The sequence below is a fragment of the Kitasatospora sp. NPDC056783 genome (assembly GCF_042789895.1).
GTDB lineage: Bacteria > Actinomycetota > Actinomycetes > Streptomycetales > Streptomycetaceae > Kitasatospora.
Genome location: NZ_JBHUAF010000011.1, coordinates 37,227 through 52,286 on the forward strand (window position 1 = coordinate 37,227; position 15,060 = coordinate 52,286).

The following is a 15,060-nucleotide window of genomic DNA, read 5'->3' on the forward strand; positions in this document are numbered from 1 at the left end:
CCTCCTGCGCGGGAACCCAAAACCCCCTCTTCCACCGCGCCAGCCCAACCAAGTATCTCACCCCCGGGCGACCGCCTCCCACCCCGGGGGGGGGCGCACGTCCGGCGTCCGGGCCCGGCGCGGCAGCGGCCGAACCGCTCGCTCAGGTCCCGCGCAGCAGTGCGCAGAGGGCCTGGACCGCCGCCGGGAAGGCGTGGTCGGGCGGGGTGGCGTAGCCGATGACGAGGGCGGGCGGGGCGTCGGCGGGAGCCGGGCCGGTGGCACGGTGCAGGCCGAGGCCGCCCAGGGCGAGACCGGCCCGCTCGGCGCGGGCGAGCAGCTCGGGCTCGGGGGCGGAGCCGGGCGGCAGCTGGAGGACGGCGTGCAGGCCGGCCGCGATGCCGGTGACCCGGACGTGCGGGGCGTGCTCGGCGAGCGCCGCCACCAGCTGGTCGCGCCGGCGCCGGTAGTGCAGGCGGCAGCGCCGCACGTGGCGGTCGTACGTGCCGGAGGTGATCAGCTCCGCCAGCGTCAGCTGGTCCAGCACCGGGGACATCGTGTCGGCCAGCGACTTCAGCCGGGCGACCGGCTCGACCAGCGCGTCGGGCAGGGCCAGCCAGGCCAGCCGCAGGCCCGGCGCGAGGCTCTTGGCGGACGTCCCGGCGTACACCACCCGTTCCGGGTCCAGCGCCTGCATCGCGCCGAGCGGCTGCCGGTCGTAGCGGAACTCGCCGTCGTAGTCGTCCTCGATGACGTACCGGTCCTGCTCCCGGGCCCAGCGCACCGCCTCCGCCCGCCGCTCGGCGGACAGCGCCGCGCCGGTGGGGTACTGGTGCGCCGGGGTGAGCAGGACGGCGCCGGCCCGGGCGTCGAGCAGGTCGACGCGGGCACCGTCCGCGTCCAGCGGCACCGGCACGGTGGTGAGCCCGGCGGCCCGGACGGTCGCGTGCTGCGGCGGCAGCCCGTACTCCTCGACGGCCAGCGCGCGGGCGCCGCGGTCCCGCAGGGCCGCGCAGACCAGGCCGAGGCCCTGGGTGACGCCGGTGCAGACGAGCAGGTGGTCGGGGTCGGTGCGGACGCCGCGGACCCGGGCCAGGTAGTGGGTGAGCGCCTGCCGCAGTTCGATCCGGCCGAGCGGGCTGCCGTAGTCGAGGACCTCGTGCGGCGCGGTGGCGAGGGCGCGGCGGGCGGCGGCGAGCCAGGCGGTGCGGGGGAAGAGCGAGAGGTCGGGCCGACCGGACATCAGGTCGTGGCGGGCGCTGCGCCGACGCGTCGGCGGCCGGGACGGCCGCACGGCGGGGGAGGGCACGGTCCGCCGGGCGACGGTGGTGCCGGAGCCCTGCCGGGAGCTGAGCCAGCCCTCGGCGGTGAGCTGGCCGTACGCCTCGACCACGGTGTTGCGGGCGATCCCGAGATCCTCGCCGAGGGCGCGGGAGGACGGCAGCCGGGTGCCGGGGGCGAGCCGCCCGTCCTGGACGGCCTCGCGCAGCGCGTCCTCCAGGGCGGCCCGCAGTCCGGCGCCGGCGGCCCGCCGCTCGGTGAGGTCCAGGTGCAGGTCGCCGCCGAAGGCGGTCCAGGAGGTGCTCACGGCCCCATTCTCCCGTGGCGCGGCCGAGGCGCGGGCACGGCGGCGGGCGCGGCCGCCACGCTTCCTCCACGTGTTGTTTCCCGGCGGTTCCCGGGCCGCCGTCGGGACCGCGCGCTACGGTGCCGCGCATGGCGAACTTTGTGCTGGTGGCGGGTGCTTGGCTGGGTTCCTGGGTGTGGGACGAGGTGGTGGCGGAGCTGCGGGAGGCCGGGCACGGGGCGTACCCGTTGACCCTCTCCGGGCTCGCGGAGAAGGGCGGCGTGCCCGCCGGGCAGCAGGCGCACGTGGCGGACGTCGTCGCCGAGGTGGAGCGGCTGGACCTGCGCGAGGTGGTGCTGGTCGGGCACAGCTATTCGGGCATTCCGGTGGGGCAGGCCGCCGAGCGGATCGGTGACCGGCTGGCTGGGCTGGTCCTGGTGGACGCCAACGTGCCGGTGTCGGGGGAGTCCTTCGCCGACCAGCTGCCGGAGCCGGCCGCGCTGCGGGCGGACCTCGCCGCGCACGGGGGCTGGTGGCCGCCGCTGCCGCCGGCCGAGTTCGCCGAACAGGGGCTGACGGTCGGGCAGATCCACCGGATCGCGGCCGGGGCGACCCCGCACCCGGGCCCGTCGCTGACCGAACCGGCCTTCCTGGAGGGCCCGTTGGCCGCGTTCCCGGCGGTGTACGTGAAGTGCCTGATGGACTGGCCGGAGCCGCCGCCGGTGGTCGCCGAGCTGGTCTCGGCGGGCCACTGGCGGCTGGTGGAGCTGGACACCGGGCACTGGCCGATGTTCTCCCGCCCGGCCGAACTCGCCCGGATCCTGGCCGGGGCGGTCCGGATGGCTCAGAGCGACAGGTAGACCGCACTGGCGGTGCCGGCCAGGAAGCAGTAGACCGCGAACGGGGTCAGGCTGCGGGTCTCGAAGTACTTGGTGAGGAAGCGCACCGAGACGTAGCCGGCCACGAAGGCGGCGACGCTGCCCGCGAGGACCGGGCCGAGCACGCCGGAGTTCTCCGGCTTGAACAGCTCGGGCACCTTCAGCGCCGAGGCGGCCAGGATGACCGGGGTGGCGAGCAGGAAGGAGAACCGGGCGGCGTCCTCGTGGTGCAGGCCGCGCAGGACGCCGGCGCTCATGGTGACGCCGGAGCGGCTGATGCCGGGGAACAGCGCGAGGATCTGGGCGGCGCCGATCCAGGCGCCCTGTCCGAAGCTCAGCCTGGTCAGCCGCTGGTCGGAGGCGATCGCCGGGTCCGGGCCCGGCGCGTCGGCGGGGGCGGCGTGCCCGCCGTTCCCGGCCCTGCGGCGCCCGGTGCCGCCGCGCTTGAGCCGCTCGGCGCCGAGCAGCACGAGTCCGTTGAGGGCGAGGAAGACCGCCGCCGGGACGGGTTTGCCGAGCGCGTTGCGCAGCGCCTTCTCCAGGGCGAGGCCGGCCACGCCGACCGGGATGGTGGAGAGGATGAGCAGCCAGGCGAGCTTCTCGTTGCGGGTCTCCACCCGGCGGTGCCGGATCGAGCCGATCAGCCCGTCGATCACCCGGACCCAGTCCTTGCGGAAGTAGACCACCAGCGCGAGGGCGGTGGCCAGGTGCAGGGCGACCAGGGCGGCGAGGTAGGAGGAGCCCTCGGCGGTCATGTCGAGGTCGTGCTGGACCTTCCCGCCGAGCAGGGCGGGCACCAGGATGCTGTGGCCGAGGCTGGAGACCGGGAAGAGTTCCGTCACGCCCTGGAGCAGGCCGACGCCTATCGCTTCCGGGTAGGTCAGGGTCGACATCGCGCACCTTCGCTCGGGGGGTCGGTGGCCGGCCGGATCCGGGGCCCTCGCGAAGCTACTACGCGCATGTAGACGTTCGCCAACCCCGGTCGCTCCCGCCGTCAGAAGTTCACCGACCGTACGGCTGGAGGACATTGGGGCAGAGGTGCCCGAGCAGGGCCGTCGCCGCGGCGGTCAGGACGGTGGCGGACGGGACGGCCCGGTGCGCGACGTCGCCGAACAGGGCGACGGCGGTCACCGCGGCGGGCGTGCCCACCAGCGGCAGGGCGACGGTCAGCAGGGGGAGCAGGCGGCGGGGGCGGTCCGGGCGGTCCGGTCGGTCCATGGCGGGTCTCCTTCGGGCTCGACCCGCGCCACGATGCCGCCTCCCGCAGCGTGAGGTTCAAGTCCTTTTCCGTGGCCGGCCGGGCCCGCGCCGGTCAGTCCACCGCGATCCGGCGCCACCCCGACCCGTCCGCGGCGGCCGGCGCGGACGAGAAGTCGTAGCGCACCAGGTCCGGCCCGAACGCCAGCAGCGAGATCGACGAGGAACCCCAGATCCGCCCGTCGCCGAAGTCCCGCCGCTGGACCAGCGCGGCGTCCGCGTCCGGTGCCAGCCCGTCCCCGGTGACGATCGGCAGCCACCCGCCCCAGGCCGCCGCGGCGGGCTCCGTGCCGGTCGGCTCGGGCCGGGGCTCGGCGGTGAAGCGGGCCCGGAAGTGGGCGGCGCGCGCGGCCATCAGCGCGCGGATCCGCCCGGAGGCGGCCCGCTCGGCGGCCAGGCCCTCCAGCCCGTCGTTGAGCACCACGCTCAGCCCGGGCGGCAGTTCGCGCTCCTCCAGCCGCCCGCCGTCCCAGCTGGACACCCGGGCGCCGTCGGCCCGGACCACGACGAGGTGGAACGGGTCGTACGGGCCGAGGTCGAGGTGGCCGATGCCGCCCTCCCGGACGGCGGTGAGCGGCAGCCGGCCGCGGGTGAGCCGGGCGTCGGCGGGGGCGAGCGGGCCGAAGCCGTTCAGCAGGCAGGCGGCGGTGCGCCGGCCCGGGTCGACGGCCAGCCAGGTGCCGCCGGCCGCGAGGTCCAGTCCGCCGAGCAGTTCGGGCCGGTCCGGCCAGTGGTGGTCCGGCGGCAGCCAGGCGCGGCCCAGGTACTCGTCCCGCACGGACAGCAGCAGGACCGGCACCGCCGCTCCCGGCTCGACGCTGACGAACGCCGTACACACCTCGTTGCCCCCTGACCCCGTTCGTGGTCTCCTGTTCCGCGATCCTCGCACGGCCGTTCGCACCCCGGAAGTGGCCCAAGAACCGGGCGGCCGAACGCACCAGGACGGCAGGCCACCGCGCTCCTAGGCTGGCGGCATGACGACGAACGAGACCGCCGGTACGAACGGGGCCCCGGTGCCCGCCCCCGAGCAGCGACTGGAGATGTTCAAGCTCGCACCCGAGTACTACCAGGCGATGACCGCCGTGGAGCGGGCCTCCCGGCAGGGCCTCGACCCGAAGCTCGCCCACCTGGTCAAGGTGCACGCCTCGATGATCAACGGCTGCGCCTACTGCATCGACATGCACTCCGCCGAGGGGTACCGGCACGGCGAGCAGGACCACCGCCTGCTCTCCCTCCCGGCCTGGCGCGAGACCCCGTGGTTCACCGCCCGCGAGCGCGCCGCCCTGGCCCTCACCGAGTCGATCACCCTGGTGACCGAGGGCCACGTGCCGGACGCCGTCTTCGCGGAGGCCGCCGCCCGGTTCGACGAGACCGAACTGGCCCAGCTGATCGCGGTGATCGCCACGATCAACGTCTGGAACCGGCTCAGCATCACCACCCGGATGAGCCCGGCGGCGAAGTGAGCACCGTCGACCCGGTCGTCCAGCGGGAGCGGGCCCGGCTGCTGCGCGAACTGCACCGCCCGGGCGAGCCGTTGGTGCTGGCGAACGCCTGGGACGTGCCGAGCGCCCGGCTGGTGGCCGAAGCGGGAGCGCGGGCGGTGGCGACGGCCAGCGCCGGCGTCTCCTGGTCGCTCGGCGCCGCGGACGGCGGCGGCGCCGACCGCGAACAGGTGCTGGCCCGGACCGCCCGGATCGTCCACGCGGTCGGCCTGCCGGTCACCGCGGACCTGGAGAGCGGCTACGCGGCCACCGCCGCCGGGGTCGGCGAGACGGTCGCCGCGCTGCTCGCCACCGGCGCCGTCGGGGTGAACCTGGAGGACGAGGGCCGCCCGCCGGCGGAGGCCGCCGAGCGGATCGCGGCCGCCCGGGCGGCGGCGGACACGGCCGGGGTGCCGCTCTTCGTCAACGCGCGCACCGACGTCTTCCTGCACGGGATCGGCGCGCCGGAGGGCCGGCTGGACGACGCCGTCCACCGGCTGCGGGCCTACCTGGCGGCGGGCGCGGACGGGGTGTTCGTCCCCGGCGTGTCCGACCCGGAGACCATCGCCGCCCTGGTCGAGGCCGTCCCGGCCCCGCTGAACGTGCTGGCCGGCCCGGCCGCACCGCCGGTCGCCGAGCTGGCGAAACTGGGCGTGGCCCGGATCAGCCTGGGCCCGGGACTGGCCGAGGTGGCGTACGCGGCGGTCCGCCGGGCCGCCGAGGAGGTGTACGGGAGCGGCACCTACACCGCTCTCGCCGACGGGCTGGGCTACCCGGAACTCAACCGGCTGTCCGCCGGCTGAGTCCCGCGCGCCGGGGCGCCGTGGGCGGCCGGCCGTTCGGGGGCCGGTCGGCTGCCCACGGGCCGGGCACCGGGTCGGGCCGGTCAGTTCAGGACGTGCCCGCTGAGCCCCGGGTGCTGCATCTGGTTGTCCCCGATCGCCTCGATCTCGTTGGCCGCCTTCCCGACCACCGGGAGCTTGCCGGCGGTCCGCAGCGCCAGGTCGGCCGGGGAGAGGGTGAGCCCGTCGGTGAGCCCGCCGGTGACGTCCGGCGAGGAGGCGGTCTGGGTGGTGGCGGAGGCCGCCGGGACGGCGAGGGCGAGGCCGGCCATGGTGAGGGCGGCCAGGGTGGCGAGTTTCTTCATGCCCTGCCGAACGACCCGGACCGCCCTCAGGTAACCGGCGGGGCCCGACCGTCACCCGCGCAAGCTCAGACCGTCACCCACAGGGTGCTCACGCTGTTGCCGACGAACGACGCGATCGGCTCGTCGGTCCGCCCCGGCGCCAGGGCCAGCCCCGGGAAACGGGCGAACAGGTGCCGCAGCGCCGTCTCCGCCTCCAGCCGGGCGAGCCCGGAGCCGAGGCAGAAGTGCGGGCCGTGGCCGAACGACAGGTGCTTGGCGGGCTGCCGGGTGAGGTCGAAGCGGTCCGCGTCCGGGTGGTGCCCGGAGTCCCGTCCGGCCGCCGCGTACGAGGCCAGCAGCGCCTCGCCGCGCCGGATCACCACGTCGCCGACCGCGATGTCCTCGGTCGCGTAGCGCAGCGGGAACTGTCCGACCGGGGAGTCGTGGCGCAGCGTCTCCTCGACCACCGCCGACCACGGCTGCTCCCCGTCCAGCACCAGCCGCAGCTGGTCCGGGTGGGTGAGCAGGGCGCGGACGGCGTTGGTGATCAGGTTGAGCGTGGTCTCGTGCCCGGCGACCAGCATCAGCAGCAGGGTGCCGACCAACTCGGCCTCGCTGAGCCGCCGGCGCTCCTCGGGCTGCCGCTCGTCGGGCCGGTTCCCGTCGGCCTGGCACTCATCGGGCCGGTCGGCCTCGTGGACGGCGATCAGGTCGCTGGTCAGGTCGTCGCCGGGTTCGGCCCGCTTGGCGGCCACCACCGAGGCCAGCAGCCGGTCCAGGCCCCGCTTCGCGGCGAGCGCCTCGGCCGGGGCGGCCGAGCTGGAGACCAGGGTGTCGGACAGCTCGTGCAGCTCGTCCTGCTGCTCCGGGGCCAGGCCGAGCAGTTCGCCGATCACCTGCATCGGCAGCGGGTAGGCGAAGTGCCGCCGCAGGTCGAACTCGCCCTCCAGCCCGGCGACCTCGTCCAGCAGCGCGACCGTCCGGGCCTCGATCGCGGGCGCCAGCGCGGCTGTCCGGCGCGGGGTGAAGGCCTGCGAGACCAGCCCGCGCAGCCGTCGGTGGTCCTCGCCGTCGGTGGTGACCATGCCGGGGACGGTCACGAAGCTGAGCAGCGGCCAGTTCTCCGGCAGCCGGTTCTGCCGGAAGGTGTTCCAGAGCCGGGCGTCCTTGCCGACCCGGGGGTCGGCCAGCAGCGACTGGAGGGTGTCGTGGTGGGTTACCGCCCAGACCACCACCCCGCCAGGGAGCTCCACCAGGACCGCGGGGCCGGCCGCCCGGAGTCGGGCGTTCTCGCCGTGCTGGTCGCGGCCGAAGGGGTCGAGTCTGACGGGCTCGGCGCGGTTTCCGGAGCCGGTGGCGGTGTCCATGCGGGCCTCTCGGGAGCGGGCGGGCGGGGCGGGGTGAACGCGCTGTAGAGCACCGGCAGGGAGGTCAGGGCCCGCGCCCACGGCGATTGCCGCCAGGTCAACTCGCTCGCGGGGACGGCGAGCTGGAGGTCCGGCAGGCGGTGGAGCAGGGTCTCGACGGCGGTCTCGACGATGATCCGGGCCGGGTGCTGGGCCGGGCAGACGTGCTTGCCCGCGCCCCAGGCGAGGTGCGCCCGGTTGCCGCCGAGCGAGCCCTGCGCGGCGGCCGAGACGCCCTGCGCGGCCGGGTCGGCGTTGGCCGCGGCCAGGCCGAGGACGAGCAGGTCGCCCCGGCTGATGTACTGGCCGCCGAGCACGGTGTCGCCGGTGGCCCAGCGGCCGGGGAAGTTCTGCGTCGGCGGGTCGCGCCAGAGCACCTCCTCCAGCGCGTCGGCGACGGTCAGCCGCCCGCCGGTGAGGGTGGCCCGGAAGCGGCGGTCGGTGAGCAGCAGCCGCAGCGTGTTGCCGGTCCAGCCGATGGTGGTCTCGTTCCCGGCGACCATCATCACCACCAGCTGGTGCACCGCCTCCTCGTCGGTCAGCGCGGCCGGGTGGGCCAGCAGCCAGGAGGTGAGGTCGGCGCTGGGCTCGGCCCGGCGGCGGCGCACCAGGTCGACCACGATCGCGTGGAACTCCTCGTTGGCGCGCACCGATTCGGTGCCGCTGTCGGAGATGTCGTTGATCAGCCGGATCAGGTACGGGCCGGCGTCGGCGGGCAGGCCGAGCAGCTGGGTGAAGACCAGCAGCGGCAGCCGCTCCGCGTACTGGGCGACCAGGTCGGCGGTGCCGTCCGGACCCCAGCCGTCGATCAGCCCGTTCGCCGCGGCCTCGGTGGTCCCGCGCAGCTGGCGGTGGTCGATCTGGGCGAGGGTGTCCGAGACGGCGGCGCGCAGCCGCTGGTGCTCGGCGCCGTCCAGGTTGAGCAGGGTGGGCCGCCAGGCGGTCATCGGCAGCAGCCGGGAGTCGGCGGCCAGCCGGCCCTCGGCGGGCACCCGCCAGCGGCGCGAGTCCTTGGAGAACAGCGCCTCGTTGCGGGTGAGTTCGAGCAGCTCGCCGTAGCCGAGGACGAGCCAGGCCTCGACTCCGGGCTCCAGCTCGATCGGCGCGACCGGCCCGTAGCGCTCGCGCAGTCGGGCGTACAGGCCGTGCGGGTCCTCGGCGAGGGCCGGGCCGTACAAGGGGGTCAGCGGCACCCCGACGGGCAGCCCGCCGGGCAGGCCGCCGCCGTGGGCGACGGGGCACCCGGGGGCGCCGGGGACGCCGGGGACGCCGGGGGGTTCGGGGGCGGTCATCCCTGGAGCTCCAGGATCGAGCTGCGGTGCAGGTGGTCCACGAAGTCGATCAGCAGGTCGTACGACTGCCGGCGGTCCCGGGCGTCACAGAACAGGATCGGCACCTCCGGCAGCAGGTCCAGTGCCGACCGCAGCTCCTCCTCCGGGTAACTCGGCGTGTCCGGGAAGGTGTTGACGGCCACCGCGAACGGGATGCGCTGCTCCTCCAGCCGGCCGAGCACGTCGAAGCTCTCGTCCGGGCGGCGCAGGTCGACCATGGCGATGGCGCCGAGCGCGCCGCGCGACAGGTCGTCCCACAGCGGCCAGAACCGCTGCTGTCCGGGCGTGCCGAACAGGTACAGCGCGAGCCGGGAGTTGAGCGTGATCCGGCCGAAGTCCAGGGCCACCGTGGTGGTCGTCTTGCCGGGGCGTCCGGTGAGGTCGTCGACGCCGCTGCTGGCGGCGGTCATGGTCTCCTCGGTGCGCAGCGGGGTGATCTCGCTGAGCGAGCCGACCAGGGTGGTCTTGCCCACCCCGAACGGACCGGTGACCAGGATCTTGACGGCGCCCTGCACCGAGGAGGGCAGGTACTGCGGTCCCTCGGCGGACCCGGAGGCCCCGGGGACGGCTTCAGCGGAGTTGGCGGAGGCCAACGAGCACCTCTTCCAGGAGGGTTGCGGGCAGGCGTTCGGCCTGCGGAACGGGCGGGAGCACCTGCACGGCGCCGAGGTCCCACAGGTCCCCGACCAGCACCTTGACCACGCCGAGCGGCAACCCCAGGTGGGCCGCCACCTCGGCGATGGACAGCAGACTGTGACAGAGGCCGAGGATGCGCCGGTGCTCCCGGTTCAGCAGCGGGTGCTCGGGCAGCTCGACGGGCCCGGGTAACGCGCTGACCAGGCTCTCCACGGCCAGTTCGGCCCGGGTGGGGCGGCTGCGCCCACCGGTGATGACGTACGGCCGGACCGGGCCGCTCACCGGTGGCCCCCCGACGCGTGGTCGACGCGCGGCGGGCTGGTGAGGTGGGTGCCGATCCGCTCGACCAGGACCTGCATCTGGTACGCGACCAGGCCGGCGTCGACCGCCTCGCCGGCCACCACGGCCAGGTGCGCGCCGGCCCCGGCCGCGACCACGAAGAGGTAGCCGCCGCCGTACTCGATGATGATCTGGCGGGTGGCGCTGCCCGGCCCGCCGAAGCCCGCCGCGACGCCGCGGGCCAGCGACTGGAGCCCGGAGCAGGCGGCGGCCAGCCGCTCGGCGTCCTCGCGCGCGATGTCCCCGCTGCGGCCGATCTCCAGGCCGTCGTTGGAGACGACGACGGCGTGCTGGACCTGCGGGACGGCGATGATGTCGGCGAGCAGCCAGCCGAGATCAGGGGTGGTGGTCATGGGAGTCTCCGGAGCGCTGGGGAAGTCGGGGGAAGCGGGGGAAGGTCAGTGGGGGCCGGGCGGGATCTGGGTCCGGGCGGCCGATCGACCGCTGGCGGTGCCGGCCTGGAACATCGCCATGAACGCCTGCGCGTCCCGGGCCGAGCGGTAGGGCGGCTCGGGCGGCGGCTGGGGAGCGGCGTGCTGGGCGGCGCGGCCGGTACGGCCCCGCCGGTGGCTGCGGCGGGGCAGGGGCGGTGGGGTGTCGCCGGGTGCGGCGGACCGGCCGGGCGGGGTCTCCACCAGGGGGTGGTCGGCGGGAATGGCCGGCCGGGGGCCGGGGCTGAACGCCCGGTCGTCCGGCCCGAGGCCGGGGACGGTGGGCGGCAGCGGCTCGGTGAGCAGCGCGTTCGGCAGCAGCAGGACCACCCGCACACCGCCGTACGGGGAGGGCGCCGAGCTGAGCGTGACCCGGAATCCGTACTGCTCGGCGAGCCGGCCGACCGCGGCCAGGCCCAACTGCGGCACCTCGCCCAGCCGGGAGACCTCCAGGGTGCTGCCGCCGGCCAGTGCGGCGGCGGCCTTGGCGACGGCCTGTTCCGGCATGCCGACGCCGCCGTCGTCGATCTCGATGACGGCGCCGTTGTGCACCGGCATCAGGGTGACGAACACCTGGGTGCTGGGCGGGGAGTAGCGGGTGGCGTTGTCCAGCAGTTCGGCGATCGCGTGGATCAGCGCCTCGGCCGCGGCGCCGACCACCGCGGTCTCGATCCGGCTGCGCACCACCACGCGCTGGAACGGCAGGATGCGCGACTGGGCGCCGCGGACCACGTCCTCCAGGGAGACCGGTTCCGGCCAGTGCCGGCCGGCCCGGGCGCCGCACAGCACGGCCAGGGTCTGGGCCAGCCGGGCCTGTTGGGCGGCCGCGTGGTCGGCCTTGAGCAGGCCCTCCAGCAGCGTCGGGTCGTCGTGGGTGCGTTCCATCTCGTCCAGCAGCGCCTGCTGGTCGTGGGCCATCACCAGGATGCGGCGGGCGACGCTGAGGAAGGCCCGCTGGGTGGAGGCGGTGTGCTCGTGCTCCTGCTGGACGGCGGCGAGGTCGGCGCCGCGGCGGGCGAGCTCGGTGGCCAGTCGCTCCTGGAGGGTGGCGAGTTCGCGGTGCAGCCGGTCGGCGCGGCCGCGCTGGGTGACGGACACGGCGCGGTACCGCGCGGCGGCCACGAGGGCGAGGACGGCGAGCACGCCGGTTGCCGTTACGGACCACTGAGTCATCGTCACGCCGCGAATTCTAGGGTGATGATCCTACGAAGGTGTGAACGGATCTCGCCAAGTGACCGGATCTCGTCAATATCGAGTCAATTCGGCGTCAATCGGCACTCGTTCGTCCCCGATCCCCCCGCCTGACGAGGCCTTGAACCGATCCGACCGGCCCGTACGGCAAGCGTCGGAATCGAGCCGGTTGGCCGGATCGCGTCCCGGGATGTGTGGGGTTCGTGTGCGCGGTGTTCTCAAGGGGCGTCGCCCGGTGCGGGGGTGCCCGCGCCGGGTTCGCGCCCGCGCCCCTCGCGCGTCCCTCGGGCGTCCCCTCCTCGCGCGTCCCCCGCGCACCCCGCTACGCGGGCCAGCTGCGCAGGCCGGTGGTGAGGGTGGTGATGAGGCGGTCGTGGGTGGTGCCGAGGTCCTCGGCGAGCTGGAAGGCGCCGGCGGTGGCGAGCGAGGCGAAGCCGTGGGCGAGGGAGCGGACGGTGCGAGCGGCGTGGATCGCCTCGGAGCCGTCGAGTCCGTACTCCCGCAGGACGGCGATGATCACGCCGACCAGCCGGCCGGCCGCCCGGGTCAGGTCGTCGTCGGGACGCGGGGCCTGGGGGAGCGCGTGGTAGCGGTGCGGGTACTCGGTGGCGTACGCGTGGTAGGCGCGCAGGAGGGCGGCCACGGCGTCGTCCCCGCTGCGGCCGACCGCCGCCTCGGCCAGCCGGTCGGCCAGGTCCCCGGTGACCCGGACGGCGATCAGCCGCCGCAGTTCGGCCAGGCCGCCGCTGACGTGCTTGTACAGCGAGGGGGTGGCGACGCCGGCCCGGGCGGCGACCGAGGCCAGGGTGAGGGCCTCGGTGCCCTGTTCGTCGATGAGGGCGAGGGCGTGGTCGACGACCTGCTCGGGGGTCAGTCCTACGCGGGGCATGGGTTCGGGTCCTTCGTGCGGAGGTTCGGTGGACGGGCGGGGCGGGGCTCAGCCGAGTTCGGCGAGGAACGGCAGCAGGGCGGCCGCGGTGGCGGCCGGGTTGTCGGCCATCGGGTAGTGCCCGGAGCCCTCGATCATCACCTTCCGCGCGCCGCCCAGGGCGGCGGCCTGCCGGTCGGCGACCAGTTCCGGCTTCGGGAAGTCGGGGTCCGCGCCGCCCATCAGCACCAGCGCCGGGCAGCGCACCGCGGCCGTCCAGCCGACCGGCGTCGAGTCGCCCCGGACGTACCCGCGGGTGGCGGTCTTCCGGCCGGGGGTGCGCAGCGCGGCGACCAGCCCGTCCACGTACGCGTCGAAGTCGGCGGGCTTGGCGCCGGGGAAGGCCATCTTGCGCAGGTAGAAGCCCCAGGCGGCCGGCCAGTGGACGAAGGCGGCGCCCAGCAGGCCCATGGCGCCGCGCATCAGGGCGCCCGGCGGAGGGTTCTCGATGAAGGCGTCGATCAGCACGATCCCGGCGACCCGCTCGGGCGCGTCCCCGGCGGCCTTGACGACCGTCGCCCCGGTGTACGAGTTCCCGGCGAGGACGGCGCGCTCGATGCCGAGGTGGTCGAGCAGGGCGAGGACGTCGCCGGCCAGGGCGGCCGGGCCGTAGTCGTCCCAGACCAGGGAGGATTCGCCGAAGCCCCGGAGGTCCATGGTGATCACCCGGTGGCCGGCGGCGGCGAGCAGCGGGCGCAGGTGCCGGTAGGTGGCCCGGCTGTCGAGCATGCCCGGGAGCAGGACGACGGGGGTGCCGTCGCCCTGCCGGGTGTCGTCGAAGGAGATCCGGCCGCCGGGAACGGTCAGGTACTGGGTGCTCGGGGTGATGGTGCCGTTCATGGGTGGTCCTCCTCGGGCCGGGGGTGCGGAACGTCGGCGCTGCCGCCGATAGCCATAAAGCTAAGGCTAATAGCCTTAGCCGTCAAGCGTCGGTGCCGCCCCGGCCCCGAGGGGGATGGGTCAGACCCCTTCCACCTTGAACGGGTCGTGCTCGCTGAGCAGCTTCTCCAGTCGGGCCTGGTCGACCCGGGTGACCATCTCGTTGGACTCCTGGCGGTCCCGGATCACCTTCGCCAGGGTGAACGCGGAGGTGACGGTGTAGAGGAGGCCGAGTCCGAGGAACGCCCTGGTCCACCCGCCGACCGGCAGGCGGGCGATCCCGATGGCGAGGGCGGTGCCCGACAGGGCGAAGGAGATGATGGCCTGGATGTGGTACGCGGCCGTCGTTCGGGTCTGCATCGGTGCGCTCATGGCGTCAGGATGTGGCCGCCGTGGCGGGTCGCACATGAGTAGGGGTACTCAGATGGGCCCGTGCATGAGGGGTCGTTCGTTGACGCTCGATCGTCAGGGCCTAAGCTGCTCCACACGGGTGGCTTGGAATCAGGGCCTCCTAGGATTAACGTTTGATAACGCAGCGCGGTCGTCAACGCCGTAACCAGACGGCACCGTGCGCCGTCGCCTAATCCCGCCGGCCGGCCTCCGGGCAGGCCAGGGAGCCGGGGAACCACGTTCCTTGGGGTGAATCGGCGGGGCCCCGGCCCGGCCGTAGGAGACCTTCCTGCTCCGAACCCGTCAGCTAACCCGGTAGGCGCGAAGGAAGGAAAGGAGCGCGCCTCCGTGGCGTCGACGCACACCCCGGCACACCCGGCCGGCTTCGCGGCCGGTACCCAGCTGCTCGACCACCCCGGCGCGGACGGCCCCGAGGACTTCGGCCCGGAGGCCTTCGCCGCGGAGGCCGAGACCAACCGCCACCGGATGCCGCGTCAGACCCGCGGAGCCTCCCCGCTGCTCGGCGTCACCGCCGTCGCCGCCACCCTGGGCGCCACCGGCTTCGCCTCGGCGCCCCCGGCCGCCGCCCCCGCCGTCGAGGCCCCCGACGAGACCCCGGTCGCGCTCGCCGCCGACCCCGGTCTCGCACTCGCGGCCCGGATCCAGCACCAGGCCGACAGCCAGCGCACCGCCGCCGAGGAGAACGCCCGCCTCCAGGCCGCGCAGGAGGCCGAGGCCAAGGCCGCCGCCAAGGAAGCCGAGGCCAAGCGCGCCGCCGAGGAGGCCGAACGGGCCAAGGCCGCCGCCCTCACCCTCCCGGTGACGGACTACCGGCTCTCCGCCCACTACGGCCAGAGCGCCCGCTACTGGGCCAACCTGCACACCGGCCTGGACTTCGCCGCCGACACCGGCACCCCGGTCCACGCGCTCGGCCAGGGCACCATCACCTCGGCCGGCTGGGCCGGCTCGTACGGCTACCGGATCGTCGAGACGCTGCCCGACGGCACCGAGATCTGGTACTGCCACCTCTCCGCGATCACCAAGGGCTCCGGCCCGGTCACCGGCGGCCAGCAGATCGGCAAGGTCGGCGCCACCGGCAACGTCACCGGCCCGCACCTGCACCTGGAGGTCCGCCCGGGCGGCGGCGCCCCGGTCGACCCGGAGCCCTGGCTCCAGCAGCACGGCCTCAACCCCTGACACGGCCGCGGAGCCCCCGGCCCGGAGCGCACGCGCTCCGGGCC

The 15,060-nt window shown here is 75.2% G+C and carries 18 protein-coding genes and 1 riboswitch; of the genes, 4 read left to right on the top strand and 14 right to left on the bottom strand.

The features are described from left to right. Positions 1 to 142 precede the first annotated feature (142 nt). The gene (locus ACFRMQ_RS03815) at positions 143 to 1,567 is read right to left on the bottom strand and encodes a PLP-dependent aminotransferase family protein (RefSeq protein WP_380726559.1); all 1,425 of its coding nucleotides are present in this window, start codon (positions 1,565 to 1,567) and stop codon (positions 143 to 145) included. Positions 1,568 to 1,695: 128 nt separating this feature from the next. On the opposite strand from ACFRMQ_RS03815, the gene ACFRMQ_RS03820 reads away from it, so the two are divergent. Next, positions 1,696 to 2,406: an alpha/beta fold hydrolase gene (locus ACFRMQ_RS03820; protein ID WP_380726561.1), complete on the top strand. Its 711-nt coding sequence runs from the start codon at positions 1,696 to 1,698 to the stop codon at positions 2,404 to 2,406. Here ACFRMQ_RS03820 and ACFRMQ_RS03825 read toward each other — a convergent pair. The 3 genes from ACFRMQ_RS03825 to ACFRMQ_RS03835 all read right to left on the bottom strand — a co-directional run bounded on the left by ACFRMQ_RS03825 (position 2,391) and on the right by ACFRMQ_RS03835 (position 4,519). Continuing rightward, the gene (locus tag ACFRMQ_RS03825; RefSeq protein WP_380726563.1) at positions 2,391 to 3,317 is read right to left on the bottom strand and encodes an undecaprenyl-diphosphate phosphatase; all 927 of its coding nucleotides are present in this window, start codon (positions 3,315 to 3,317) and stop codon (positions 2,391 to 2,393) included. The genes ACFRMQ_RS03820 and ACFRMQ_RS03825 overlap by 16 nt on opposite strands. 109 nt (positions 3,318 to 3,426) lie before the next feature. Continuing rightward, on the bottom strand, positions 3,427 to 3,642 hold the full coding sequence (locus ACFRMQ_RS03830) for a hypothetical protein (protein WP_380726565.1): 216 nt from the start codon (positions 3,640 to 3,642) through the stop codon (positions 3,427 to 3,429). A 94-nt stretch (positions 3,643 to 3,736) separates the two neighbouring features. Beyond that, positions 3,737 to 4,519: an NRDE family protein gene (locus tag ACFRMQ_RS03835; protein ID WP_380726567.1), complete on the bottom strand. Its 783-nt coding sequence runs from the start codon at positions 4,517 to 4,519 to the stop codon at positions 3,737 to 3,739. A gap of 136 nt (positions 4,520 to 4,655) precedes the next feature. On the opposite strand from ACFRMQ_RS03835, the gene ACFRMQ_RS03840 reads away from it, so the two are divergent. Continuing rightward, positions 4,656 to 5,144: a carboxymuconolactone decarboxylase family protein gene (locus ACFRMQ_RS03840; protein WP_380726569.1), complete on the top strand. Its 489-nt coding sequence runs from the start codon at positions 4,656 to 4,658 to the stop codon at positions 5,142 to 5,144. Then, the gene (locus ACFRMQ_RS03845) at positions 5,141 to 5,965 is read left to right on the top strand and encodes an isocitrate lyase/phosphoenolpyruvate mutase family protein (RefSeq protein ID WP_380726571.1); all 825 of its coding nucleotides are present in this window, start codon (positions 5,141 to 5,143) and stop codon (positions 5,963 to 5,965) included. The genes ACFRMQ_RS03840 and ACFRMQ_RS03845 overlap by 4 nt, the downstream gene beginning before the upstream one ends. Positions 5,966 to 6,048: 83 nt before the next feature. Here ACFRMQ_RS03845 and ACFRMQ_RS03850 read toward each other — a convergent pair whose 3' ends face one another. From ACFRMQ_RS03850 to ACFRMQ_RS03895, 10 genes are all read right to left on the bottom strand, one after another. After that, entirely contained in the window at positions 6,049 to 6,309 is a 261-nt protein-coding gene (locus ACFRMQ_RS03850) for a hypothetical protein (protein WP_380726573.1), read from the bottom strand. 65 nt (positions 6,310 to 6,374) lie between these two features. After that, a complete protein-coding gene (locus tag ACFRMQ_RS03855; protein ID WP_380726576.1) occupies positions 6,375 to 7,520 on the bottom strand; it encodes a cytochrome P450 in 1,146 nt (381 codons plus the stop codon). Further along, complete coding sequence (locus ACFRMQ_RS03860) at positions 7,505 to 8,986, bottom strand: cytochrome P450 (protein WP_380726578.1); 1,482 nt, start codon at positions 8,984 to 8,986, stop codon at positions 7,505 to 7,507. The genes ACFRMQ_RS03855 and ACFRMQ_RS03860 overlap by 16 nt, the downstream gene beginning before the upstream one ends. After that, the gene (locus tag ACFRMQ_RS03865; protein ID WP_380694177.1) at positions 8,983 to 9,618 is read right to left on the bottom strand and encodes an ATP/GTP-binding protein; all 636 of its coding nucleotides are present in this window, start codon (positions 9,616 to 9,618) and stop codon (positions 8,983 to 8,985) included. Before ACFRMQ_RS03865 ends, ACFRMQ_RS03860 begins: the two co-directional genes overlap by 4 nt. Next, positions 9,596 to 9,943, bottom strand: a complete 348-nt coding sequence (locus ACFRMQ_RS03870) for a DUF742 domain-containing protein (RefSeq protein WP_380694179.1) — start codon at positions 9,941 to 9,943, stop codon at positions 9,596 to 9,598. The genes ACFRMQ_RS03865 and ACFRMQ_RS03870 overlap by 23 nt, the downstream gene beginning before the upstream one ends. After that, entirely contained in the window at positions 9,940 to 10,353 is a 414-nt protein-coding gene (locus tag ACFRMQ_RS03875; protein ID WP_380726580.1) for a roadblock/LC7 domain-containing protein, read from the bottom strand. Before ACFRMQ_RS03875 ends, ACFRMQ_RS03870 begins: the two co-directional genes overlap by 4 nt. Positions 10,354 to 10,398: 45 nt before the next feature. Next, positions 10,399 to 11,604 carry a sensor histidine kinase gene (locus tag ACFRMQ_RS03880; RefSeq protein ID WP_380726592.1) on the bottom strand — a complete coding sequence of 402 codons (1,206 nt, stop codon included), beginning with the start codon at positions 11,602 to 11,604 and terminating at the stop codon, positions 10,399 to 10,401. 340 nt (positions 11,605 to 11,944) lie between these two features. Further along, positions 11,945 to 12,511 carry a TetR/AcrR family transcriptional regulator gene (locus ACFRMQ_RS03885; RefSeq protein ID WP_380726582.1) on the bottom strand — a complete coding sequence of 189 codons (567 nt, stop codon included), beginning with the start codon at positions 12,509 to 12,511 and terminating at the stop codon, positions 11,945 to 11,947. Between the two features lie 48 nt (positions 12,512 to 12,559). Then, complete coding sequence (locus ACFRMQ_RS03890) at positions 12,560 to 13,390, bottom strand: alpha/beta fold hydrolase (RefSeq protein WP_380726584.1); 831 nt, start codon at positions 13,388 to 13,390, stop codon at positions 12,560 to 12,562. 120 nt (positions 13,391 to 13,510) lie between these two features. Next, positions 13,511 to 13,801: a YiaA/YiaB family inner membrane protein gene (locus tag ACFRMQ_RS03895; protein WP_380726586.1), complete on the bottom strand. Its 291-nt coding sequence runs from the start codon at positions 13,799 to 13,801 to the stop codon at positions 13,511 to 13,513. Positions 13,802 to 13,996: 195 nt separating this feature from the next. After that, positions 13,997 to 14,155, top strand: a riboswitch (cyclic di-AMP (ydaO/yuaA leader). Between the two features lie 12 nt (positions 14,156 to 14,167). Here ACFRMQ_RS03895 and ACFRMQ_RS03900 point away from each other — a divergent pair. Then, a complete protein-coding gene (locus ACFRMQ_RS03900; protein ID WP_380726588.1) occupies positions 14,168 to 15,016 on the top strand; it encodes a M23 family metallopeptidase in 849 nt (282 codons plus the stop codon). Positions 15,017 to 15,060: the final 44 nt, after the last annotated feature.

Coding starts and splice junctions, on each gene's coding strand:
- ACFRMQ_RS03890 (WP_380726584.1), bottom strand. CDS start 13,390: ATGAACGGCACCATCACCCCGAGCACCCAGTACCTGACCGTTCCCGGC.
- ACFRMQ_RS03875 (WP_380726580.1), bottom strand. CDS start 10,353: ATGACCACCACCCCTGATCTCGGCTGGCTGCTCGCCGACATCATCGCC.
- ACFRMQ_RS03850 (WP_380726573.1), bottom strand. CDS start 6,309: ATGAAGAAACTCGCCACCCTGGCCGCCCTCACCATGGCCGGCCTCGCC.
- ACFRMQ_RS03820 (WP_380726561.1), top strand. CDS start 1,696: ATGGCGAACTTTGTGCTGGTGGCGGGTGCTTGGCTGGGTTCCTGGGTG.
- ACFRMQ_RS03895 (WP_380726586.1), bottom strand. CDS start 13,801: ATGAGCGCACCGATGCAGACCCGAACGACGGCCGCGTACCACATCCAG.
- ACFRMQ_RS03825 (WP_380726563.1), bottom strand. CDS start 3,317: ATGTCGACCCTGACCTACCCGGAAGCGATAGGCGTCGGCCTGCTCCAG.
- ACFRMQ_RS03840 (WP_380726569.1), top strand. CDS start 4,656: ATGACGACGAACGAGACCGCCGGTACGAACGGGGCCCCGGTGCCCGCC.
- ACFRMQ_RS03885 (WP_380726582.1), bottom strand. CDS start 12,511: ATGCCCCGCGTAGGACTGACCCCCGAGCAGGTCGTCGACCACGCCCTC.
- ACFRMQ_RS03860 (WP_380726578.1), bottom strand. CDS start 8,986: ATGACCGCCCCCGAACCCCCCGGCGTCCCCGGCGTCCCCGGCGCCCCC.
- ACFRMQ_RS03830 (WP_380726565.1), bottom strand. CDS start 3,642: ATGGACCGACCGGACCGCCCGGACCGCCCCCGCCGCCTGCTCCCCCTG.
- ACFRMQ_RS03880 (WP_380726592.1), bottom strand. CDS start 11,604: ATGACTCAGTGGTCCGTAACGGCAACCGGCGTGCTCGCCGTCCTCGCC.